At 53.5% G+C, this 24,296-nt stretch carries 21 protein-coding genes and 1 tRNA gene; 3 read left to right on the forward strand and 19 right to left on the reverse strand.

Features of this window, described 5'->3' with window-relative positions; all coding sequences use genetic code 11:
- Positions 1-90 precede the first annotated feature (90 nt).
- The 4 genes from C1N60_RS15695 to C1N60_RS15710 all read right to left on the reverse strand — a co-directional run bounded on the left by C1N60_RS15695 (position 91) and on the right by C1N60_RS15710 (position 5,072).
- Positions 91-1,380: an HAAAP family serine/threonine permease gene (locus C1N60_RS15695; protein ID WP_021507261.1), complete on the reverse strand. Its 1,290-nt coding sequence runs from the start codon at positions 1,378-1,380 to the stop codon at positions 91-93.
- Between the two features lie 398 nt (positions 1,381-1,778).
- Positions 1,779-2,774: a glycosyltransferase family 2 protein gene (locus C1N60_RS15700; RefSeq protein WP_059011023.1), complete on the reverse strand. Its 996-nt coding sequence runs from the start codon at positions 2,772-2,774 to the stop codon at positions 1,779-1,781.
- Positions 2,771-4,078: an oligosaccharide flippase family protein gene (locus tag C1N60_RS15705; protein ID WP_058758004.1), complete on the reverse strand. Its 1,308-nt coding sequence runs from the start codon at positions 4,076-4,078 to the stop codon at positions 2,771-2,773. The genes C1N60_RS15700 and C1N60_RS15705 overlap by 4 nt, the downstream gene beginning before the upstream one ends.
- Before the next feature lie 16 nt (positions 4,079-4,094).
- On the reverse strand, positions 4,095-5,072 hold the full coding sequence (locus tag C1N60_RS15710) for a glycosyltransferase family 2 protein (RefSeq protein WP_394521074.1): 978 nt from the start codon (positions 5,070-5,072) through the stop codon (positions 4,095-4,097).
- 1,203 nt (positions 5,073-6,275) lie between these two features.
- Here C1N60_RS15710 and C1N60_RS15715 point away from each other — a divergent pair.
- On the forward strand, positions 6,276-8,174 hold the full coding sequence (locus tag C1N60_RS15715) for a flagellin N-terminal helical domain-containing protein (RefSeq protein ID WP_394521075.1): 1,899 nt from the start codon (positions 6,276-6,278) through the stop codon (positions 8,172-8,174).
- A 9-nt stretch (positions 8,175-8,183) separates the two neighbouring features.
- Here the strand turns inward: C1N60_RS15715 and C1N60_RS15720 are convergent, their stop codons facing one another.
- Complete coding sequence (locus C1N60_RS15720) at positions 8,184-9,101, reverse strand: LysR family transcriptional regulator (RefSeq protein ID WP_104189145.1); 918 nt, start codon at positions 9,099-9,101, stop codon at positions 8,184-8,186.
- 104 nt (positions 9,102-9,205) lie between these two features.
- Between C1N60_RS15720 and C1N60_RS15725 the strand changes: the two genes are divergently transcribed.
- A complete protein-coding gene (locus tag C1N60_RS15725) occupies positions 9,206-10,624 on the forward strand; it encodes an aldehyde dehydrogenase family protein (RefSeq protein ID WP_394521076.1) in 1,419 nt (472 codons plus the stop codon).
- 183 nt (positions 10,625-10,807) lie between these two features.
- On the opposite strand, the gene C1N60_RS15730 is transcribed toward C1N60_RS15725, so the two are convergent.
- The 14 genes from C1N60_RS15730 to proB form a co-directional block, all read right to left on the reverse strand.
- Positions 10,808-11,530: a hypothetical protein gene (locus tag C1N60_RS15730; RefSeq protein WP_394521077.1), complete on the reverse strand. Its 723-nt coding sequence runs from the start codon at positions 11,528-11,530 to the stop codon at positions 10,808-10,810.
- A 551-nt stretch (positions 11,531-12,081) separates the two neighbouring features.
- Positions 12,082-12,675, reverse strand: a complete 594-nt coding sequence (locus tag C1N60_RS15735; RefSeq protein WP_264239402.1) for a hypothetical protein — start codon at positions 12,673-12,675, stop codon at positions 12,082-12,084.
- A gap of 3 nt (positions 12,676-12,678) precedes the next feature.
- Positions 12,679-14,193, reverse strand: a complete 1,515-nt coding sequence (locus tag C1N60_RS15740; protein WP_394521078.1) for an RNA-directed DNA polymerase — start codon at positions 14,191-14,193, stop codon at positions 12,679-12,681.
- A 484-nt stretch (positions 14,194-14,677) separates the two neighbouring features.
- Positions 14,678-15,001, reverse strand: a complete 324-nt coding sequence (locus C1N60_RS15745; protein WP_264239400.1) for an ogr/Delta-like zinc finger family protein — start codon at positions 14,999-15,001, stop codon at positions 14,678-14,680.
- Positions 15,002-15,303: 302 nt separating this feature from the next.
- Positions 15,304-15,379: transfer RNA gene (locus tag C1N60_RS15750), tRNA-Thr, on the reverse strand.
- A 197-nt stretch (positions 15,380-15,576) separates the two neighbouring features.
- Positions 15,577-17,322, reverse strand: coding sequence for an amylovoran biosynthesis protein AsmF (locus C1N60_RS15755; protein ID WP_021507268.1), 1,746 nt, complete (start codon positions 17,320-17,322; stop codon positions 15,577-15,579).
- 50 nt (positions 17,323-17,372) lie between these two features.
- Positions 17,373-17,576 carry a hypothetical protein gene (locus C1N60_RS15760; protein ID WP_125310414.1) on the reverse strand — a complete coding sequence of 68 codons (204 nt, stop codon included), beginning with the start codon at positions 17,574-17,576 and terminating at the stop codon, positions 17,373-17,375.
- Positions 17,524-17,817: a hypothetical protein gene (locus C1N60_RS15765; protein WP_136547604.1), complete on the reverse strand. Its 294-nt coding sequence runs from the start codon at positions 17,815-17,817 to the stop codon at positions 17,524-17,526. Before C1N60_RS15765 ends, C1N60_RS15760 begins: the two co-directional genes overlap by 53 nt.
- Complete coding sequence (locus C1N60_RS15770) at positions 17,814-18,158, reverse strand: DUF7940 domain-containing protein (protein WP_031279668.1); 345 nt, start codon at positions 18,156-18,158, stop codon at positions 17,814-17,816. The genes C1N60_RS15765 and C1N60_RS15770 overlap by 4 nt, the downstream gene beginning before the upstream one ends.
- Positions 18,159-18,160: 2 nt before the next feature.
- The gene (locus C1N60_RS15775) at positions 18,161-18,628 is read right to left on the reverse strand and encodes a lysozyme family protein (protein WP_021507272.1); all 468 of its coding nucleotides are present in this window, start codon (positions 18,626-18,628) and stop codon (positions 18,161-18,163) included.
- 178 nt (positions 18,629-18,806) lie between these two features.
- Positions 18,807-19,085, reverse strand: coding sequence for a transcriptional antitermination N peptide (locus C1N60_RS15780; RefSeq protein WP_394521079.1), 279 nt, complete (start codon positions 19,083-19,085; stop codon positions 18,807-18,809).
- Between the two features lie 413 nt (positions 19,086-19,498).
- A complete protein-coding gene (locus tag C1N60_RS15785) occupies positions 19,499-20,230 on the reverse strand; it encodes a S24 family peptidase (RefSeq protein WP_031279669.1) in 732 nt (243 codons plus the stop codon).
- A 353-nt stretch (positions 20,231-20,583) separates the two neighbouring features.
- Positions 20,584-21,837, reverse strand: coding sequence for a glutamate-5-semialdehyde dehydrogenase (gene proA / locus C1N60_RS15790; RefSeq protein WP_394521761.1), 1,254 nt, complete (start codon positions 21,835-21,837; stop codon positions 20,584-20,586).
- 10 nt (positions 21,838-21,847) lie between these two features.
- Positions 21,848-22,951 (reverse strand): glutamate 5-kinase, encoded by a 1,104-nt coding sequence (gene proB, locus C1N60_RS15795; RefSeq protein ID WP_159377483.1) that lies wholly within the window; start codon positions 22,949-22,951, stop codon positions 21,848-21,850.
- 246 nt (positions 22,952-23,197) lie between these two features.
- On the opposite strand from proB, the gene ompC reads away from it, so the two are divergent.
- The gene (ompC, locus tag C1N60_RS15800; protein WP_021507277.1) at positions 23,198-24,280 is read left to right on the forward strand and encodes a porin OmpC; all 1,083 of its coding nucleotides are present in this window, start codon (positions 23,198-23,200) and stop codon (positions 24,278-24,280) included.
- Positions 24,281-24,296: the final 16 nt, after the last annotated feature.

Genomic DNA, 24,296 nt, shown 5'->3' on the forward strand with positions numbered 1-24,296 from the left:
CCCCGTTCTGCATGCGTCAGACGGGGCCGTTTAGTGTCGCTGGCGTTGTCATGGCGGTGCGCATCGGGTCCGGCGCACCGCGTCCTGCTGTTAATTCATCAGCGAATAAGCGATGGATGAAATCGCCAGAATCCCCACCAGCACCACAAACAGGTTGCTGATTTTGCCGCTGTACTGGCGCATCGCCGGGACTTTATGAATAGCGTACATCGGCATCAGGAACAGAATCATCGCAATCACCGGCCCGCCCAGCGTCTCAATCATGCCGAGAATGCTTGGGTTCAGAGTGGCAACCAGCCAGGTGGTCAGCAGCATAAACAGCGTGGTCAGGCGATTCATTTTCTGCGGCGTGATGGTTTTACCGCGGCTGCGCAGCGACTTCGCTACCATGCCGTTGAAGCCTTCACGCGCGCCCAGATAGTGGCCGAGGAACGATTTGGTGATCGCCACGATGGCGACAATCGGCCCCATCCAGGCAATCATCGGCACGTTAAAGTGGTTCGCCAGATAGGACAGAATGGTGATGTTCTGCGCCTTTGCTGCCTGTAAATCGGCGGGCGACAGGCTCAGCACGCAGCTGAACACAAAGAACATCACGGTCACCACCATCATCAGATGGGCGCTGGCCAGAATGCGTGAACACTTCTTCTCCGCGCCGGCGCCGTACTCGGCGCGTTTCGCCACGGCAAAAGACGAGATAATCGGCGAATGGTTAAAGGAGAACACCATCACCGGAATCGCCAGCCACAGCGTCATCCAGATACTACTGTCGCTGCCGCTTTGCGCAAACGATAAGGTCTCCAGCGCCGCGCCGTGCCAGTGCGGCACCAGATACGCAGCCAGCAGCATCAGCACCGCCACAAATGGAAACACCAGCACGCTCATCGCTTTGACAATCATCTGCTCGCCGAAGCGCACCACCGTCATCATGCCAGCAATCAAAATCAGCGACAGCAGCGCACGCGGCGGCGATACCAGCCCGAGCTGGTGCACAATAAAGCTGTCCACGGTATTGGTGATCGCTACGCTGTACATCAGCAGGATCGGGTAGATGGCAAAGAAGTAGAGCAGCGTGATGATCTTACCGGCGCCGACACCGAAATGCTCTTCCACTACGTCCGTGATATCCGCACCGGGATTTTTGCCGGAGAGCACAAAGCGCGTCAGCGCACGGTGCGCAAAGAAGGTCATCGGGAAGGCGAGAATCGCCATGATGAGTAATGGAATCAGCCCGCCCGCGCCGGCGTTAATCGGCAGAAACAGCACCCCTGCGCCAATCGCGGTGCCGTACAGGCCCAGCATCCACACTGTATCACTCTTGCGCCAGCCGGTTGCTGCCGCCTCCACCGTACCGAGGGTACCGGTTTGTGAGTTATCCATCTGTCTCTCCAAAATTGTCTCAAATGCAGCCGGAACGACGGCTAAAAATTCGCGGCGGCCTGCAGCGTGCGGTCGCTTCACAAAACGCGCCTATGCTACCCGTTTTTGCCCGGCGTGGATTGCCGCAACGCAAGACATGCATCACAAAGGCGGTAAAAATGCGCGAGATGGCGATAAAAGCAACAATAACGCACGAAACACGCACGCAATCGATTGCCTGTGCGCTATTTGACCTGAGAAGCGTCAGGAGTGCAAGACTCAGCGCGAAGTGGACATGAGCGGGAGAATGAAGTGCGGGGATGTTGCCAGCAGCAGAGCGCTGTGAAGGAAACTCCCCCGGCAGCTAGCCTCGGGCAATGCTTTACTTCGCCAGAGGATAACGCCGGGAGAATTGAAAATCAGAACGCCCGCATTCTGTAGAGGGCATAAAGGAAATAGTACGCTGTGATAGTATTCAAATTCATAATCATGTACTTCAGTTTTTCATTTTTATTCAGCAGCGTAAAAATACCTTTAGAATATTTTCCGCGCTTGATTTGATTAATTTCCTGCGCAATATCAGCAGGTGAAAACGAGGCGTGATACATAGCGGTGACAATCTGCATATCCAGTGCCAGCACGCGTTTCGAGATTGCTTTTAAAAAATGGTCGAGATTACCCGACGCGTACTTTTCCACAATCGAATCGTACAAATCGGTAAGCGACTGTTTACGCACTTTCAGTTCGCTGTACTGCACTTTACGTTTCGACAGCGATCCCGCCACATCCTCATAATGATAAGCCGCGCCTGGGGTAATGAGAAAATTACTGACGCAGCTGAAAAACTTCAGGTTAAACAGCAGGTCCTCACTCATCGAGACGCCTTCCATGAAGCGCAGATGAAGATCGTCAATAATCTGGCGGCGATAACATTTGTTGTGCAGATAACCGATGTTATCGCTCATTTCCAGTTCACCCAGCACGTAAGGAATGTCCTGCTGGCTGAAGAATCCCGCCTGCGAAATCTTACCGATGCGATTGTCGTTGAGATTTCCCACCATTAAATCCACCGACTCGGCCGGCCAGGCATTGAGATTGAGTTTGAAACTCATCAGAAAGTTATCGTCGACCCAGTCGTCGGCATCGAGAAACAGGACATATTCCCCGCAGGCCTGCTGCAGCCCGCTATTGCGTGCCGCACTGACGCCTGCATTAATTTGATTAAGCACCGTAACCTGCGGATAGTGCGCAAATTCCTGCAAAATCCGGGCACTGTTATCGCGACTGCCATCGTTGACAACAATTATTTCATAGCTACTGAAGGTTTGATTTAATACGCTTTGCAGCGTACGCCGGATAGTGTTTTGCGCGTTATAGACGGGAATGATAATACTAAATAGCGTTTTTTCATTCATGATAAACTCTCTTTACTGTCTGAGGTTTTGATAGTGCTAAAGAGCTGCCATAGTTTCCTGGGGTTGAAAAAGATCAGATGAATACGCATGACCGGCTGTGCCGGGAAAAAGTAATTCAGCAGGGAGAACGATAAAAACTCGGTTAATACCACGCTCATGGCGGCACCGGTTAAGCCGAAATGCGGCACCAGCAGCAGCGACGACAGCAGGCAAATGACTAATACCGCGAAGGTTTTCTTCACCAGATAGCGGTAGCCGTTATATTTAATGATGAAGCGATCCATAACGCTGCTCAGCACCGCGCACATCGCACCGAGGCTGAGTAATAACGTCGGCGCGACCGCATCAAGATATTGCTCACCGTAGAAGTCACGAATAAACCAGCCCGACAGCAGCCAGATCGCCACAATTACCGCAGCGGAAACGCCAATTACCAGCAGATGCAGTTTCTGCGCTTTGACGATCGCCTGCTGGTCATTCCGCTCAGCAAAAAACGCCGGATAAAACGACGCCAGCAGCGCGCTGGGTAAAAATACCCAGGCGGTTGACAACGTCAGCGCCACGGAAAAAATGCCCGCCTCTTTCACGCCGAGAAAATAAGAGACGCTGATTTGATTCACGCGGGTATAGAGCGCAACGGCAATCGCAGAGAAGATCAGCGACATGCCGGACACCAGCATGTAGCGCGAATACTTTTTCACGTGGCGCAGCGCCGGAAGCGGTGCACGCCGCTCATACAGCAGAAACAGCGTTAACTTGATGGTGAAAGGAATAAAGGTGGCGAGCACAATCGGAATCGCCAGCCAGGCCGGTTCCAGCTGGTAATAGGAGATCAGAAAGCGCACCGTCAGGCTGATAGCCAGGCCAATGACGTTGGCAATCACATTGAGACGCGCGTTGAGCCTCGCTTCGTTGTAAATATTGACCAGGTCAATGGATGAGAACAGGCAGGCAATGGCTGCCGCGCAGATAAAGACCAGCGCGTCGGCGCTCCACTCCTCTTCCATAATCGCCATGCCAACAATCGACAGCACGCAATACAGCACCAGTACCAGCAGGAAGGTCGCCATCATCAGGCGCAGGCCGGAGTGATGATTCTGCGCGATGCGTTTCAGCAAAATCACATCGCTGCCCATCAGTGCGATGGTCTGAATAAACTGAAATACCAGCATGGCGATGGAGATAATGCCGAAGGTGGTGGGCCCGACGTATTTCGCCACGTAGGAGGTGACAAAGATCAGGCCGAATACCGCAATCAGCTTTTCGGCAATCATCCACATGGAGTTTTTTAATTTGTCTTTCACAACGCCTCCGGTGCGATTATTTCTCTGCCAGCCGGCGCAGCCGTGAAACCAGGCGCGGGCTAATGAAAAACAGCGCAAAGTACAGGCTCCACGGATTAAGTAGCGGTCCGGCGGAGCACCAGCTGCGGAAACTGCGGCGATAGAGCGTGATGTATTCATCAATAAAGGCGCGGCTCAGGCTGTCGCTGTGCAGCCCTTTGTGGATGTAAGACGCCGTGACTTTTAAATAGAGGTGGTAATAACAGCGATAATGCTGGCTCGATAAAAATGCTTTCATGCCGCTGAACGAGCGGGCAAAAGAGAAATGTTTTTCCCGCAGCGCCGAACGCGTGGCGGAGTGCGTGGATTTGACGTAGTGATAAACCACCCGCTGCGTTATCACTACCTGGCGATCCTGCTGCAGATGCAGGTAGTTCATGACAAACAGCAGGTCTTCGAAATTGGCGATCTCTTCGTTGAACCGCAGTCGGTGCTGACGAATGACATCGCCGCGAAACACCTTGTCGCAGATACCGTGGCGCGGGTGGTAATAGAGCAGATCGTTAATCGCCGCCGACACCGACAGCACGTGCGCCTGTTCACGGTTGGCGGGAAAATCCAGCGGTGCGCCGTCCGGGTTGAAGTGTTGTGACTCGCCCACCACCATCGCCGTTTCATCACTCATCAGCCGCACATACGTCGAGAAGGCCTGGGGCGGCAGGAAGTCATCGGCGTCTAAAAAACACAGCAGCCGGCCGCGCGAGGCGCGAATGCCCCGGTTGCGCGCCGCCGAGACGCCCGCGTTGGCCTGGCTGATAAGGTGGAACTGCGGATAACCGGCGTAACGCTGCAGGATCGCCAGCGAGTCATCGCTGGAGCCGTCATTAATAAAAATGGCCTCAAAGCGAACCTCATCCTGCTGCAGCAGGCTGTCGATGCATCTTTCCAGATAAGCTGCGGCGTTATACACCGGCACAATGACGCTAATCAGCACGTCGTTAACGGGAGTTTGCATATGACCTCAAAACATAATTTATTGCGGGTTGAACCCGCCGTGACAAAATAAAAATCGATACTGAACCGTTAATGCTTAACGTTTAACGGCCTATGCTTTCATGCGGCTTAACATTAATACACCGCTGTTTTCAGAGTTTCCTCAGCAAAATATGACCGCCGGAATAAGACTATTTTTCGCTGGCGCCAGATAAGAATTTCGCTATATATTCAGGTCAGGTTTATCTGGCGATTTAAAGGGTAAAAACCGCAGGCTACCGCCCCTGGCTTACAGCGACCAGCGTGCTGGAATTCTCTTTGGTGCATTTTCAGGCGTAAAGAAGGGGCGCTGCACTCCGCAGAGTTCAGTTATTTATCAGCCAGTTAGCCCCAACATCTCCTGCGCAGCAACGTATTTATTGCGTTGCTGCCGGGTAAAACATTTATCAGATAGAGGTTTATTCGTTATCCTGATCGGCGCTACCTCTCCAGCTATTTTTTGCCGCATCAGGAGAACGGGAACTGCCGACCGCGGTTGAAAAGGTGCATCTTTCGACGGGCCTTCGCAACGAGCGTCACGACATTAACGATATTTGCTGTATGCCCTGCACTTTTATTACGCCGCGATGTGTGTTGCGCGGCGCGGGGTGCAAGTGGCGTTAATTCAGTCCGGCTATCGCAGCCGGACTGCAAATGGCACAAGGCCAAAAATTGCGATCTGATTCAAAACTTTTACCGCATTCTTACCAGGCGCAGTTATAAGGTCAATGCCTTCCAGACCAAAACGGAATTTACTCACCCGCCCCGCCACAATATTTCGCGCTGACTGATTAGCATGGATAAAGCGCAACCGCGGCGATTGATAAGGGCGGCGCGCGCTGCTGACCAGGAATAAGAGCAGGGAAACCGGCGGATAAGTCCAGTAGCGTCCCAAGCGGTTGTTATTGCAATGGGTTACGCCCTCGCCGTCCCGCTTAAGCAGTAATAATCTTTATTCATTCTGCTGACCTGCTATTTTTAGTAGTCGTCAAGCCCTGCCTCTATAAATTAGCGCCGTGCAGAAAAATACAGATCCTTACTGCAGCACAAACTCAACTTAGCGCGATTTCATGCTGCTTATTTTAACAATCAGCGCTTCGCTGACGTGACTTAGGCCAAATATTTTTTTAAAGAAAGCCGGTAAATGCCGATAACGCTATCAGTGTATTTATCAGTGAGCCCGGAAATGATCAGCCTGCAAACCAATCTCTCTGCCCTCAACGCCAGCAAGCAATCTGCCAGAAGTGGCGCGGCGCTGGGCGATGCGATCCGCCATTTATCGTCGGGTATGCGCATCACCAGCGCGCGTGACGATGCGGCAGGTCAGGCGATTGGTAACCGTTTTAGCAGCCAGCAGAACGGCCTGGCGGTGGCGCAGCGTAATACCGGTGACGGCCTGTCACTGGTCGAAACCGCGGAAAGCGCGCTGGATGAGATCAATAACCGCCTGCAGCGGATTCGCCAGCTGGCGGTTCAGGGATTAAACAGCACCAATTCGCAGAGCGACTCAGACGCCATTCAGGCGGAGATTAACCTCAATCTGAAAGAGATTGACCGGCTCAACACCACCAGCAGCTTTAACGGCATCAGGCTGCTGGATGGCAGCGCCGGTAAGCTGGGATTCCAGGTTGGCGCTAATGACAACGAGAAAATCAGTCTCGACCTGTCGGCACCCGGCTTCAGCGTGGAGGCACTGGGACTTAAGGATTTGGTGATCAGCGGCATCAGCGGCAAAGTGACCAATGTCACCACCCTCACCGGCCTCGCCACCAATATGGCGTTCAGCAACCCGGCGATCACCGTGAACTATCTGCCCGCCAGCGGCTCACCGCAGCTGGTGCGCAGCAGTGGTGATAACCGCCAGTACGTGCAGAGCAGCGATGCCGACGGCAAGCCGGTCTATTATCTGGCCGCCGTCAGTGCGCGCTGGGACACCGCCACGGCTGCCGGTAACGTCTCGATTAGCCGCAGCAATCCGGCGCCGCTGTACAGCAACGTCAGCAGCATTGCGTCGCGCACCATCCCGGCGGTTAATTTTCAGGACAGCAGCGGCAGCGCGCTGAGCACCACGCCCGCAGCCACGTTAACGCAGGATAATGGCCAGTATTATATTGAGCAGAACAACAGCTGGTATCCGGCCACGCTCAGCTTTGGCAGCAGCGGCGCGGTAACGGCACGCATGACCGGCGGTGCCGCCAAAACCGACAGTGATTTCGCGACCCTGCCGACCACGGTGACCGACACGCCGGCGATCGACACCAGCACCGCCAGCCTTAGCTTCAGCGATGCCAGCGGCAACGCGGTGAGCAATGGCCGTCTGCTGCGCACCAGCGGCGGGCAGTATGTAATGGAAGTGGATAACGGCGGTGGTAACTACCAGTATTATAACGCCGCCGTCAGCGCGACCTCGGATGGCACCAGTAATGCCCTGAGCATCGTCGCGACCAGCGCCAGCAGCATTAATAGCTTCAGTGCGGTAAACAGCGTGACCGGCACCTCTTACATCACGCTCGATCCGGCCAATGTGGATGTGCGCTATACCGATGTCGATGGCAACAGCAGTAATGATGTGCTGAAACTCGACGCCGACGGCAATTACTACATGGATGTGCCGAACGGCAATCTGGATAAAACCGCCACCTTCGTCCGCAGTGACAATAGCGGCAACCTGATGCTGAAAACCCTGCAGGGCGTGGGTGACGTGCAGATTTACTTCCAGGCGGCTTTGTCGTCAGTGACGGATGCCTCCACCAACTTTACGACGCTGCGCGTGGCCGAGACCGGTTCAGAGATCCGCCTGAAGCATCCGGACGATCCGCTCGCCACGCTGGATCGCGCCATCGGGCAAATCGACAGTCAGCGTACCCGCCTGGGCGCCGTTGCTAACCGGTTGCTCTCGGCGCAAACGCTGCAGGGCAACGCCACCGCCGCGATTGCGGCATCGCGCTCCCGTATTGAGGATGCGGATTACGCTACGGAAGTCTCCAGCCTGTCGCGTCAGCAAATTCTGCAGCAGGCCAGCAGCGCCCTGCTGGCGCAGGCTAATCAGCTGCCGCAGCAGGTGCTGAAGTTACTGAACGCCTGATAAAGGACGTCATCCGGCTTCAGATGAGGCAGAAGCATCACGCTGCTCACGCACAAATTCGCTGAGCGCCCGCAGCGCCGGCGGCACCAGCCGGTGTCCCGGATAGTAGAGGCACAGCGCACCGAGAGGCACCTGCCAGCCGGGCAGCAGGTGCACCAGTCGGCCCGCCTGCACATCCGCCGCGACCTGCTGTTCCGTCATGCAGGCAATGCCCAGACCCGCCAGCGCCGCCTGGTGGATGGCGCTCATGTCGCTGGCCGCCATACGCGGCTCGCCCTGCAGCCGATAACGCTGCTGCTGCTGGCTCAGCTCCCAGCGGTAAACGCTGCCGTCCGCCATGCGCATACACAGGGTTTGATGCTGCCCGAGCGCCTCTGGCGTCTGCGGTGTGCCCGCGTGTGCGAGGTAGGCTGGCGCGGCCACCACAATCATGCGCATTTCCGGCGTCAGCCTGACGGCAATCATATCGCCCGGCACGTCCTCTGCCAGCCGAATACCGGCATCGAAGCCGTCGGCCACGATATCCACCCGCTCTTTCTGGCTGTAAATATCGACGCGAATGCGTGGATAGCGCTGCAGGAACGGCAGCAATATCGATGCGTACCACAGCGCACTGCTCTCGGGCGGCACGTTGAGACGCAGCATGCCGGCCGGATCGCCCGGATCGCTGCCGGCTTCCTCAGCCGCGCTGCGGATCATCGCCAGCGCTGGCACAATTTTCTCGCTGAAACGCCGTCCGGCATCGGTCAGCGCGACGCTGCGCGTGGTGCGGTTGAAGAGCCGCACGCCCAGCCGTTTCTCCAGCGCGGCAACCGCATTGGTCACCGCCGAAGGCGACATCTCCAGCTCGCTGGCCGCCGCTTTAAAGGTGCCGCGCCGCGCGACCGCCAGCACAATTTCCAGTTCAGTCAGACCTGTCCGGTTCATCTATTATTCCGTTTCGCGCAATACCCTTTGCAGGCGGAGGCGGATTATCGCCGCCGGTGGTGCGTGCTACTTTGCCGCCACGCAACATGCAAAGGAGCATAGCCATGCACATGATTGAACACATCTATATCAACGGCCAGTTTGTCACTCCTGACGGCGATGAATGGCTGGATATTATCAAACCTGCCGACGGCAGCGTAATCGGTAAAGCGCGTCTGGCCGATGCGCAGGATGCTGAACGCGCGATTGCGGCGGCCGCGGCGGCGTTTCCCGCCTTCGCCGCGACCACGGTGGCGCAGCGCATCACCCTGCTGGAACAGATGTACCATGCGGTTAACCGAGCCGAAAGCGAGCTGCGCGCGGCGATCCTTGAGGAGTACGGCGCGCCCACCGCACGCTCCGAGTGGATGAGCCGCTATCCGGCTGACGTGATTCTGCAGGTCATTGAAGAGCTGAAACGCTATCCGTTTGTACAACAGGCAGGCCGCGCGCAGGTGCAGATGCTGCCGCTCGGCGTTGCCGGCCTGATCACACCATGGAACAGCAACGCCGGCTTTATCTGCCACAAACTGGCGACCGCGATTGCCGCAGGCTGTACCGCCGTGATCAAACCCAGCGAGTTCAGCCTGTTGCAGACCCAGGTGATCACCAGGGCGCTACACACCGCCGGTTTGCCTGCGGGGGTGTTTAATATCGTCACCGGACGCGGTGCCAGCGTTGGTGAAGCCCTGAGCCGCAGTCCGCAGGTGGCGAAAATCTCCTTTACCGGCTCGACCGCCACCGGCAAAGCGATTTTGCGCAGCGCCGCCGACACCTTTAAACGCGTCACGCTGGAGTTGGGCGGTAAATCACCGACGCTGATTTTGCCGGATGCCGATGCCACGCAGGCAGCCGGGCTGGCGGTTCAGGCCGGCTTTATCAACAGCGGCCAGGCCTGTATTGCCGGCACGCGCATTCTGGTGCCGGAGCAGCGCAAGGCCGAGTTCGAACAGGCGCTGACGGCGGCAGTCGCTGCGGAGGTCTCCGGCGATCCGGCTGACGCGCGCACCACCATCGGGCCGATGGTCAACGAGAAACAGTGGCAGCGCGTGCAGCACTATATTGCGCTTGGCGAACAACAGGGCGCGCGCCTGCTGACCGGCGGCAGCGGCCGCCCGGACGGGCTGCACCACGGCTGGTATATCCGCCCGACGCTGTTCAGCGATGTCACCAATGAAATGCCGCTGGCGCGCGAAGAGATTTTTGGCCCGGTGCTGAGCATCCTGACCTACCGCGATGAAGCCGAAGCCATCGCCATGGCCAACGACAGCGATTACGGCCTGTCGGCACTGGTGATCGGGGCGGATGAACAGCATGCGCGCAACGTGGGAGAACAGCTGATCGCTGGCCGCGTGATGATCAACACGCTGGCTCACGAACCGCGCGCGCCGTTCGGCGGTTTCCGCCACTCCGGCATCGGCCGGGAAATGGGTCAGGCGGGTATCAGCGCGTTTCTGGAACCGCGGGCGCTGATTGCTGGTTAAGGATGAGGTGAGCGCTGCAGTTGATCGCACTGCGGCGCAGGGTGTAATGCCAGAGCCGTGTTCCTCTCTTTAGATCGTCACTTTACCGATCTTCTCAAGTGAGTATTTTTCTATGGCAGGCGCCAGGGCGATCCAAAATTTTATTACCACGAAATACGAAGGTAGTAATCCTCTTGTGCCAACTCAGGCTGATCGCATTTCAGCCTGCACCAGTTCATGCATTTGAGAAATCGCGGCTTTAATATAGTCCTCCTGAGGTTTAAATCTCGACATGTGTCGAACGCAAACAACAGGAACAGATTTATCGTTGAATCGGCCAACGAAACCAAACGTTGTGAAATAACCCTTTGGATGGGAATACATCAATGTATCTTTATCGCCAAAATGCTTCAGTAACAGGCTTGCAGCAGAGAGTGATGACAGCCCGTTGCTGTGAGCAATAATCAACTCCGGATGACACATTGCCAGTGTTACTTCCTCAAAAAAAGACATTGAGTTTTTTATTAGCCCTTCCATTGTCTGGTGATGTTTGATGGCTTCCTGTTTTAAGGATGCTGCGTTTTCGGAACACATCATCAAAGCATTGGTGTAAACCACATCCTGCCAGTTATAACCCAGACTGGCTGGAATTTGCTGTAAGCGTCTGGCCAGATGGGTAATTCCCCACGATCCCTGCGTTCCCTTTACTACGTTTGAAACGTCAGGTTCTTCATAATCTTTAATTATCGAGCTTGCATTCGACATATGAGCATCCACCGCAGAGCCATTGAATCCCAGCATGATAAGACGCTTTCTGGCTGGAGGAGCCGCTAAAAGCTCAAATGCGTTATCAAAAGGTCTGCCGGGAAGATTGCTAAGATCAAACCTGGCTAATCCATCTAAAATAAATTTTTTTGTTATTTCCATATCACCCTCAATTCTACGGTTATGTCAAAGCTGTCTTCTGTTCTATCGGGGCGGTCTTCTCCTTACCCGAATGGCGTTGAGTTTAACCGCCACATTAGAGTGATTAAAATGGCTTAAAGAAAGATCATTCTGGACGGTAAGCATTATCCTGATGGATTTGTGATTAAATCGCTAAAACAGATTATTAATTGTGGCCATTCTGTTTACAGCGTGACAACACTTACAGGAATGACTTTCCGCAATCTCAGGCCTGAATAAAAGCGCGATCACTTTACCATACTGTATAGATAGCGGGTACGCACATCCAACGCCCGTCACCTTTCTGCGCACGCAAAAAAAATCGACAAGCTTATAGATGCTTCGGCCCCAAATCTGTCCCACAGGCTGAATCGGGACGGTAAGAATAATAGATAAGGGATTGATTTAACTGGTGCCGGAAACAGTAATAAAACATCATGTTAAGTCATTGTTTTTATTGATATTTTATTTATATGTTTTTAAAGTACCCCCTTAAACACCCCCCATTGAACTGCTGCTTAGGGGCATTTTGATCAATTATGGTCTCTCTTGTAGTTGCGGGTAAACTCAACAAACATATTGTGAGCAGCCTGCTCATCACCTAAAGCAACTTCGCGCATGACCTCTAAGAGAAGTACGGTCATAGGCATCACTTCAGCAAGGTCCAGATCTGCGGGATAGCTATCTGGGTCAATGGCCATATCGAGATTATAAAACCACCATAATTCAATCTTTCGTGTGAGAGAGATTATCGTATTAATCTCATCGGTTACATTAAGTAAATCAGCCTCCGGAATCAAGTCAAACATTTCGTGAGAAAGTTTATTCCTGATTTTTTTTAGGCGTTCAAATGTCTCGATATCACTCTGTTCTAAAGCATTATTTTCCGTCAACCAACTTATCGATGCATAAAGTCTACTTTTATTTCTATCTAATACTTTTTTCCTATACTCTACGAATTCATCTTCGTTTCCAAAACTTAAGTAAAAACGCTCTAACTTTCCAATTACTATCTCCTTTAGTAGCTCAAACGATGCAATAAATATAGAATAAGAAATAACCCTTTCCTTTAATGTTTTTGGCTCTAATATTCTCACCCATTTTTCATAATTCTCATCGTTATTCATTACTCAATCCCGTTTAAATAAATCAACATATTCAATCAACATGTTTTCATTAAGGTCTTTAGGTTTTTTAAATAATGTATATTTATCATCAACGAATATAGATTTATTATTAACAAGACATTGATAAAGCTTATTGCCATTGATAATCGCGCTATCAATATACTTTGATACATCACCTATTCCAAACTGCCTAAATTTGGCAAAAAATACCAACCAAAGAACATCAAAAACAGAATCTTTGTCTGAAGAACGTTTAATATCATCGACAATAATGTTTTTAATAAAGTCTTTTAATTCAAGATGTCTTTTTTTGTGCCCAATAAAAACCAGATCGATAATAGCAAGAACATTACCCATTACTTTCCCAGACTCTCTTTTTATCATGAAAAGCAGGCTTATTAATTTCTTGATTTCTTTGAGTTGCTTGGTCTTATCTTTGGAAAAGGCAACTTTCAATTTATCTTTTCTGGTTAATTCAGAAATGAATTTATTTAGTATACTTGTGCCAGGATACTCATAATGAATGTCCAACGCCTTGAGTGCCGCTTGTTCAAACTCTCTAAATGAAAAAGACTCTGCTCCTGACAATGAATATGGGTGATACCTTTTAGAATGTTCTCTATAAAGCCCATTTGGGAGTTTATGTATTTTTGTTTTAGATTCATTGATATTTAAGTTGTACTTGTTCAGTTCATCAGAAATGTTTTTTAAGATTTTTTTAGCATCAGACTCACTATTACAAAGGATTCTATAATCATCTTTAAATCTAACACCAACAAATTCAATACCTTTGAGTTTTAAAGATACATCTCTATCAACTTTGGAAAGAACTATTTCCGCAATCAAATCACTTAAAGAAGATCCAACTGATATGCCGTTAGTTTTTTTATCATTTGAGTATTGTAGCAATCTATCAAGTTTATTACCTAAAAGAGTATATTCTTTATCGTCAAGTGATTTATTTTTCTCATGTAATGCCCAAGGAATGCTATGAGTATAAATTGAGGCATAAAAATTGGTAATATCAGTTCTAACTAAATAGCTATAGTTTACAGCATCAACAATCAGATCCCTTTCTGCCATCTCAATCCACTCATATATCATCCTCCCAGAACGTATGGGTGATAAAGACAAATCCTCTGCTTTAGTAACCGGAATAGGCAAACTGTAAGTAAAAATTTTAGTTTCATCATTAAAAAGGTGGTTGACTACTAACTGCCAATCTTTGACAAGCCAATAAACCATATCATGATAATATTTGGGATGCAGTATACCAAAAATACGATGAGTGAGTGATGTTTTAGGGTATGACACATTAACAATCTCTTTCTCTTTAAGATTGTTTAGGTTATCAAAATACGGTTCTCGATTTAATTTATTCCTTCTGGCTTTGAAGCTAGGGGGTAAAACGTATTCCTCTGGGAAATAGCCATCATTCAGTAACCATTGACCAACTACTTTTGGCTTAATACCATTAAGAAGTTTTTTAGTTTCTTGATAATGCTCCCTAACTAGCATGCAACCCTCGCCGACTCAAACGTTATGGTTTTACCATGAAAATGATAGTCTTATTCTACAACACTTTTCAAGTGACGCATCAACATAGTTACTTACTGCATAGATTATTTACCAACACATTAAAAGCATGCAATGCGGCAGCCTGAAAAAATAAACACTCCTCTGACCAAAAAGGCACTACACCGCAACCGCCTGCCACTTTCATACCAGTAAATTTTTTTAGTTTTATTTTTCTACAAACCGGTAAGCCAGCCCGCGCCAGTACAGGTTCTTTGGCATGAAAACCGGACTGGAAAAATAGAAACGAATTTCACTTTTTTTCAATTTCTGCACTTTCAGGGCTGGCACTAATTATTTCAGATGCTTGTTTCAGAAGGGATTTTTAATTTTACGTCACTGTTCGGTAAGAGGTAACGCCTAACATGAAAATAATAATATTATTAAACTCAGATGGTTATTAAAGGGGGATACTGAAAAATTTTCATCACATTTTAGCAGTGCCGGGCATGCGTTTCGCCTCCCGGTCTGCTGCCTTTAAGCCCGTTTTTTTCGCCCTTAACAGAAGTTCCAGCGCCTTATCGCTATCTTGTTCCGGCAGGGCATCGATCAGTTCTTTAACCCTTCCCTGCCCCTTAAGGGCGCTGGGGCTGATGGTATGCGAAAAGGACGCGCTTATCACAAATGTGTGGCCGCATTCAACGTTGGTACAGCTACAGTAAACGTCCGCCAGTTGCGGATGCCTACGGTTGGTCTTGCGGATCGTGGCGTCAGCAAGACATTCAGGGCAGGTCATTTTCATTATGCGCATGCAGTTTACTTAATTAATTGCCTGACAGAATAAGTCTGTTTACCTGAGAGCGTGTAACAGCGGCAATACTGGCAACATCATTGATTTATAACGATAAATACCGTTACCCCTGCATTTCTTGTCGAGGTAACGTGTGGTAACACCCGGTTTTTGTTACCTTTGTTACCCCCCCTGTTTTTTAACCGGTAACACCCACAGCCCCTGTGGTGCCTGGCTTTGACGTCAATTTACTAAAATTAGGATCATATATATGTTTTAAAAAGGATTTTATTGATGTGAGTTGACTTGAGAAAACTAGGGTGTGGTGCCGGAAACAGGAGTCGAACCTGCGACCTTCGCATTACGAATGCGCTGCTCTACCAACTGAGCTATACCGGCATTGGGTGGGAACTACGGGGAGTAAACATAGAAAAATCGGGGGGATGAGTCAAGATGGTGCCGGTTAAGTGCTGCGTTTTTCAGCATCAGCCGGGCTGGCCTTGGATTTTGACGCGGAATAACCGCCGCGATCAGCGCCCTCTCACGCCGGGCACACAAAAAAGGCGAGGCCGCAGCCTCGCCAAAAGGTGCTGGCTTCAATCGTAATAAGGAAGCTTACGATCGACACCGTTGATATTGACCAGCACAAAGCCCGTCGGCGTGGTTTTATTGGTCGGCGTACCTGCTGCCGTCGCGACAGTAAGCACGCCTTTCTCGTTCGCCCCAATGCCCGCGACGCCATTGTGCAGGCCAAAGCGCGCCGCTGGTTTGAGGGTGCCCATTTTGGTGGTATCCGTCACCACCGAGAAGTCAGGCTGGAACAGCGAGCAGGAGCCGGCTTCAAAACGCGTCGGCCCGGTGGTCTTCAGGTTAATCAGCGTGTCGCCGCTGTTGGCGCGCAGCTTCACCCATACCACGGCATAGGTGGTGCCGACGCGGCTGTAGCGAATATCCAGCACCGCCGGCTGCCCCATATGGCAGGCGTCAGCCCATACCGTTTCCAGCCGCTGCAGGTTAATCCACGTTTTCCCGGTGCCTGCCAGATTGACCGGCGAGGCGGCCGTTCCGGTTGGCTGGGTAGCGTCGGCTTTACCAATCAGCTCCATCACCCACTGCTGATTCGCCGTCGGAAAGAACAGCTGGCCGAGGCGATACCAGTTATCGGTGTCGGTATTGTTGGTGACTTTGTGGCCGCTGTAGTAGCCCGCGCGGAATGAGCCGGTGATCAGCGTGCCGTGATGCTCTTCACGGCGATAGCCGTAGTCAAAGGTCGACAGCCAGCGCGTGCCGGCCATATCGTTCGAGATCTTCGCTCCGGACTGCAGGCCAATCTGGCGCATGATGACGCGCGCATTATTGAGATTGAACGGCGTGCCGCAATCCTCAATGTTCAGCGTATCAATGCTCCAGGCACCGTCCGACAGATCGCCCGGATTACGCGTGTGCTCAATCCACACGTTACGCATGATGCCCTGCGTCACGCGCGGCATGTACAGCGTGGCGTCGCCATAGCCGGTCTGGAAGTTACAGTTGCAGATCTCGATAGCCGTTGAGTGGTCCCACTTGCCGTTTGGCGAGTTCGACCAGCCAATGTCAAACACCCGGCCATAGGTCCACAGCGTGTAGATCTGGTCAAATTTACTGTCGAGCGTATCCAGCGCTTTAATCACCGTGCCGCCGCTGTTTTGCGCGCGGAAACAGTAAATATTTAACGTGGTGCCTTCGATGCAGGTGTTTTCGAAGAACGGCTGCACGTTGGTACACATCTCGGCGGTAATGGTACCTTTGTTGGTGGTGACGTCGGCCGATGCCTGACCGTGCCAGGTGATGCCTTTGATCGCGGTCCGCCGTGCCTTCACTTTGAACACCGTGTTGGCACTTTTGTCGGAGATGATGGTGGTGCGCGGCAGCGAACCCAGCTCCACGTCATCCCCCTGCAGACCAAAAAAGGCGATCTCGGTAGCGCTGATGTCGATCGGGTTAATCAGGAATTTACCGCCCGGGAAACGCACCGGCAGGTCACGGATATTACCGCTGTAACCCTGCGTCCACGCCAGCATGCGGTTAAAGGCGTCGGTATCGTTAGCGTAACCGTCACCTTTCGCGCCGAAGTGGTAGACGTTGACGTCGGCCGGATCGTTGATCACGCGTTTCCAGTAAAAGCCATTGCCGACCGCCAGCGTACCGCCGTCATCGGCGGCCGTAGTGGTGCCGATAAAGCCGGTGAAATCCCCACCGCCACGGAAGGTGGAGTCCGGGTTGTAGCGGCGCAGGAACGCCAGATCGCCGTTTTTGGCCGGCACAGTGGTACGCAGTTCAGCAAAAGAGTTAACTTCGATCATCTTAGCCTCCTCGGCATTTCAGGTTTGCAATACAAAGCGAGAGAACAGCGTTAGTGCGCCGCCGGGCGGCAGTGCTGGTCCCAGAGATCGTTGTGGTTGTTGATGGCGCGCACGGTGCGAATGTCCATGCGTTCGGCGTCATTGCCGTGGGTGTAAATCGGGGAAAATAACGAACAGGCGGAGTCGATAACGACGGGCGCCTCAGGGTTGGTGGTATTTCGACTGCTGCAGCTTGTCACGAGCAGCAGCGTCATCAAGATTACCGTTGCGGGTTTCCACACGTCTGGCCTCCTCACGCAGCTGTTGCTGCTGCTGATTAACTTCAACCGCCTGCGCGGCGGTCTTTTTGGCCTGCGCAACATCAGCTTTCGCCTGCTGCTGCACCTTGCCGATTTTTTTGCCGCCGGCGTAGCTGGCAATCAGCGCGGCAATCACGCCGCCAATCGCCGCCAGCCAGTGCCAGCTGCCGGCAAGCTGAGAAAGAAGAAAGCTCATGGTTTGTCCTCCAGCGTTTTTCTCTGCTCCACCAGGTTCTTCTGACGCACGAACTGCGCCAGTACGCCCATCGCCACCATGAAGGCGCCGATCAGGCCGAGATAGTTGTGCGGCAGGATCTCTTTGATATCCGCCGGCAGCGCGTTCCACGCATCCAGCGCTGACGAGGGAAAAGACTGCACCCAGGCGCTGAGCATCGAACCCAGCGACGCCAGCCACACCGACCAGGTTTTAAACAGCAGGCGCGCGTGTTTAACAAACTCCAGCGTGGTGAAGCGCTGCAGCAACAGCAGCAGGATGATGGCCGCCAGTACGGCGATAACGAACAACAGCCAGCGCATGTTCATAACAGCCCCCGATAAATGTCGTAGGTGCCCGTGCGCATCACTTCGGCATGACGCCGGGCGCGCCCCGCAGTTTGCCGCGCCCACAGGCTATCGAGCATGGCGTTCGCCGCCGCGTCGAAATCGCGTTGCGTCACCGCGGTGAGCATGCCGCGAAACAGCGCCAGACCGTCGACGCCCATCTGGTAGGCCATGCTGATCAGCACATCGCTGCGCGCCTCGTTGCATTGACTCAGTGCCTGCTGCACCAGCGCGCGCTGCTGCATCTCCTGCACCTTGCCCTCAACGATGCACTGCTTCCACACGTCACCAACGCGGCGCGGCACGCGGAAGATATAGTGGCTGAGCGACGCGCCTTTCGGCCCGATGCGAATACCGCCCGCAACGGTGGGAAACCCCTGCGTGTCGAGGTAAGGCGCTTCGCGGTATCCCTCTTCGAAATTCAAAATGGCAATGATTTGGCTCATAACGGTTCCTCTTTGACGGGCGCAACGGCATGAAAAGCTGCGCAAATAACCACAACACATAAACCTCGCTGATCGGTTGCGCCGGGCGACAGGCAGCCGTTAAGCGCAACGCTCAAGCGCAACTAAACAGTGAGGAAAGGTGAAACGTTCCGTTCAGAACTGGGAAAACAGCAGAGAATTAACGCACGGCGTACAAATGAACATGGGGCAAACAGCAGTTATCAAAGCTGGGGTTGTCGTTGCAGGGCCGCGTGGGCGCCAGTACTGCGCGGTCTACCCGGGAGCGGATTTCCCGCTGGCAGATGCGCTCAGCGGTGCGCAGGGTGATCTTATCACACTCCAGGCCCAGGGCACTGTCGATGCTGCGCTTCAGTCGGCTGAGCGGCTGACGCCGCCGGTGGCGACGGGTGCGCGCGTTTCCGCTAAAGACTGATTTGCCATATTGAATAATCGCCATAACTCCTCCTGTGAATGAGTCTTTGGCGATGGGGTGGTGAGCACGGCGATTCGGCACAGACCGGGACGTCCGTGGCCCCTCTGCAATCACCCGCAACTGGCTTGCCCGGCCGTAAAAAACGGCCAGGCGTAAGCAGAGGAGAGTGAAAGCAGAGGACAACTGACGACGCTGCTAAGTGCGTATCCACCCCATCCCAAAATTCACTGACTTTGGGTGGGTTGTCTCGCGCTTGTGCAGCGCCTCAATTGTTTAAGAGCGGGCTCATCCGGGAGCAGAGATGTCGTCCATCTATGGTCAAATTATTAACAGGTTCTAATGCATTGGCAAACACTGACGGTTAATTTTTTATTTACCGTCAGTTAAATTTTTGATTTCAGCCGGATTATTTTTTTTGCCGGTTAGCGCACTGCTGCTCAGCCCAGAATCTGATAGTCACGCGCCTGGCTCATGATGACGCGGGCAATCACCTGCAGCGACGCCGCTTCGTCCAGCGTCAGATACCAGGTCTCGTAGCGTTTATTGTCGGAGATCACCGCCACCTTCTTGTGCTGTAACTGCAGCCGCTTGAGGTAGAGCTGGTTGTCGAGATTGAACAGATAGATGCCGTCACCGTCGAAGCGGTGCACGCTGATATCGACGAACAGCTGATCGCGCGGAGCAAAAGTACCGGCCATGGAGTCACTGTTCAGGGCAATCAGCCGGATATTTTCGGCCGGACGACCGTTAAACAGCACGCGCGCCTCATCCAGACCGTATTCAATCGCCTGAATGGTCTCGACCAGTTCGTCGCGCGCGACAATACCCTGTGCGCTGCGTTGCCCGATGTCCAGGCTTTCGACGCGGAACATGTGCTGCGGATCGATCAGGCGCTGACGGGCAAGCGCCACATCCGGTTTTTCCATGCCGAACTGCAGCCACTCCACGCGCACGCCTAACAGCTGGCTGAGCGCCAGCAGATTACTGTCATCCGGAATGGATTGCGCGTTAAACCATTTCCAGACCCCTGGAGTTGAGATCCTGCATCCCCGTTGTTGCAGTGCCTGAGCGACCTGTTTGTTCCGTCCATGTCCGACAATTCCCGCGCTCTCGCATGCGGCAATCAGCCTGGCAGTAAAAGCTTGTCTCGTACTCTCTTTTTTAACCATCAGTTAATAGTCTGCCATCAGTAAAAGACTGAATGTTATTTTCATTTTTGCTACCAGTTCATTTTATATTACCGCTAGTTTACTACCCAACCGCTTTTATCAATAAAGCTGGACGATCATTATCCTCTTCGCCCTGGTGGAAACCAGTAATGAATCTCTGACAGCTTGTTCTGACAGGGGTTTTCAGGATTGTTCTGTAACGCTGAGACCAGCACCCACAGCAAAAAATGGGCGAAAAGCCGCAGGCGCGCCACAGATGACAGGAATAAAACGAAAAGCTCTGAAAATAACTGGATCGAAAGCGATCAAAAAGGGCACCGCGTCAGGTGCCCATTATGATGCCGGAGAGAAAACTAACGGCGCAGGGTATCGTCGCCCCAGCCAATCCATTTGTAGGTGGTGAGTGCTTCGAGGCCCATCGGACCGCGCGCATGCAGTTTCTGCGTACTGACCGCCACTTCAGCGCCGAGACCGAACTGGCCGCCGTCGGTAAAGCGGGTGCTGGCGTTGACGTATACCGCCGATGAGTCGACCTGATTCACGAAGCGATTGGCATTGCCAATACTGCGCGTCAGAATGCCGTCGGAGTGCTGGGTGCCGTGCGCGCGGATGTGCGCGACCGCTTCATCGAGGTCCGCCACCAGCTTGACGTTTAGATCGTTCGACAGCCACTCATCGTCGTATTGGTGCATCTGCACCGCCACCACGCTGGCCGGGCCCTGCTGCAGCAGCGCCAGCGCGTTTTCGTCGGCGTGCAGCGCAATGTTCTCCTGCGCCATACGCTGCAGAAACGCCGGAATGAAGCGTTCGGCCTGATCGCGATGAATCAGCAGGGTTTCCAGCGAGTTACAAGCGCTGGGACGCTGTTTCTTGGCGTTAACAATCACCTCCAGCGCGGCGTCCGTCTCCATGGTTTCGTCGAGATAGAGATGGCACACGCCGATACCGCCGGTGATCACCGGAATGGTGGAATTTTCGCGGCACAGCTTGTGCAGCCCGGCACCGCCGCGCGGGATCAGCATGTCAACGTAGCGATCGAGCTTCAGCAGCTGATTCACCAGTTCGCGATCCGGGTTCTCAATCGCCTGCAACGCTGCTGCCGGTAAACCATGCTCAATGAGCGCGTTCTGGATCACCCGCACCGTGGCGGCGTTGGTGCGCCAGGTCTCTTTGCCGCCGCGCAGAATCGCCGCGTTGCCGGTTTTCAGACACAGTGACGCCACATCGACCGTGACGTTCGGGCGCGCTTCGTAGATCACCCCGATCACGCCGAGCGGCACGCGACGTCGTTCAATGCGCAGGCCGCTGTCGAGCAGCCCGCCATCGATCAGCTGGCCAACCGGATCGGCCAGACGGCACACCTGGCGCACATCATCCGCGATGCCTTTCAGGCGCTGCGGGTTAAGCGTCAGACGATCGAGCAGCGCCGCACTCATGCCGTTAGTGCGCGCATCGGCCAGATCCTGCTGGTTAGCCGCCAGAATGTCGGCGCTTTCCGCTTCCAGCCGATCGGCGATGGTCAGCAGCACCTGATTTTTTTGTTCGGTGGAGAGCTCCGCCAGTTTGTACGACGCTTCACGCGCCGCTTTACCCATCTGTTCTAACATCATCCGCTCCTTAACTGACGATCATATCGTCGCGGTGCACCGCAACCGGGCCATATTCGTAACCGAGGATCTCACCGATCTCCTGACTGTGATGACCGGCGATCATGCGCATCGCATCGCTGTTGTAGCGCGTGACGCCGTGGGCGATATCGCGCCCCTGCAGGTTACGAATGCGGATCACTTCGCCGCGCGAGAAATTGCCCTGCACGTCACGGACGCCTTTCGGCAGCAGCGAACTGCCGCGCTCCAGCATCGCCGCCAGCGCGCCGTCGTCTATGGTGATCTCGCCCGCTGGTGGCGCGCCGAAGATCCAGCGCTTGCGGTTTTCCAGCGGTGACTGCTGCGCGTGGAAGCGCGTCCCCACCGGTTTGCCGTGCAGCACATCCCCGATTACATCCGGGCGGCTGCCGGCCGCAATGATCACGTCAATGCCGGCGCGGCAGGCGACATCCGCCGCCTGCAGTTTGGTGGCCATGCCGCCGGTGCCGAGACCGGAGACGCTGCCGCCAGCCAGCGTGCGCAGCGCATCATCAATCTGATGCACATCGCTGATCAGTTCTGCCTCGGGATTGGTGCGCGGATCGGCGGTAAACAGGCCAGGCTGATCGGTCAGCAGCAGCAGTTTATCGGCACCGCCGAGCATCGCCGCCAGCGCGGACAGGTTGTCATTATCGCCAACCTTGATTTCTGCGGTTGCCACCGCGTCGTTCTCGTTAATGACCGGCACGATATGGTTGTCGAGCAGCGCGCGCAGCATATCGCGCGCGTAGAGGAAGCGTTCACGGTCTTCCATGTCGGCGCGCGTCAGCAGCATCTGCCCGATATGGATACCGTAGATGGAGAACAGCTGCTCCCACAGCTGGATTAAACGACTCTGCCCCACCGCAGCCAGCAGCTGCTTTGAGGCGATGGTCGGTGGCAGTTCCGGGTAACCAAGGTGTTCGCGACCGGCGGCAATCGCGCCTGAGGTGACGATGATAATGCGATGACCGGCGGCGTGCAGTTGTGCACACTGCCGAACCAGCTCCACCATATGCGCCCGGTTCAGCCGGCGCGATCCGCCGGTGAGGACGCTGGTACCCAATTTGACCACCAGGGTCTGACTGCCACTCATGTTTTTCCTGCCATGTAAGAAAAAAATCTGCGAAGGGACGTTTTAACAGGAGTCAGCAAGGAAGCCAACAGCGGCAAGGGGAAAAGCACAAAAAACGCCTGACAAGCGGGTAGACCAAAAGTTCGCGATTAACAAGAAATCAGAAAAAATGTCATAAAACCTTCATTGCCAGTCGGTAAAACGTCCCGTGTTTTACAAACCTTTTCACGGGTACAACAAATTTTACTCATTGGGATTGATAGCAAAATGAAGAAAAGCACACTGGCACTCATCGTTTCCGCGCTGGCTCTGGCCTCAACCGCACAAGCCGCAGAAGTTTATAACAAAGACGGTAACAAACTGGATCTGTACGGTCGTGTGAAAGGCATGCACTACTTCAGCGACAACGCAGCCGCTGACGGCGACAAAACTTACATCCGTCTGGGCTTCAAAGGGCAGACGCAGATTAACGACCTGATGACCGGCTACGGTCAGTGGGAATATCAGTTCCAGGGTAACCGCGCAGAAACCAACACCGACGCTAACATCGGTAACAAAACCCGTCTGGGCTTTGCCGGTCTGAAGTTTGGTAACTACGGCTCTGTTGATTACGGTCGTAACTACGGCGTGGTTTACGATGTGCTGGCATGGACCGACGTGCTGCCAGAATTCGGTGGCGACAGCGCCTACACCGACACCTACATGCTGGGCCGTACTTCTGGCGTCGCCACTTACCGCAACAGCAATTTCTTCGGTCTGGTGGATGGCCTGCGTTTCGCGGTGCAGTATCAGGGCAAGAACGATTCCACCAGCGCCAACGGCCGTTCAGAGATTCCTAAGCAGAACGGCGACGGTTACGGTGCGTCACTGGGTTACACCCTCGGCGATAGCGGTGTCAGCCTGATGAGTGCGATCTCCTCTGCTGACCGTACCAACTCGCAGGACGTGGCGACCCGTCTGGGCCGTGGTGACAAAGCGGAAGCCTGGGGCGCGGGCATCAAATATGACGCGAACAGCATCTACCTGGCATCAACCTACTCTGAAACCCGCAACATGACGCCAATCACGGGCGGTGTGGCGAATAAAACGCAGAACTTTGAAGTGGTTGCGCAGTATCAGTTCGACTTCGGTCTGCGTCCATCGCTGGGCTACGTGCAGAGCAAAGGCAAAGACATTGAAGGCATTGGCGATGCGGACATCGTGAAATATGTCGATGTGGCGATGACGTACTACTTCAACAAAAACATGTCGGCCATGGTTGACTACAAAATCAACCAGCTGGATGACAACAACCCGCTGGGCATCAACAGCGATGACGTGGTGGCGGTCGGTCTGACCTACCAGTTCTAAGCGTCAGCATTACCCT

This window comes from Pantoea sp. SGAir0184, from assembly GCF_043544755.1.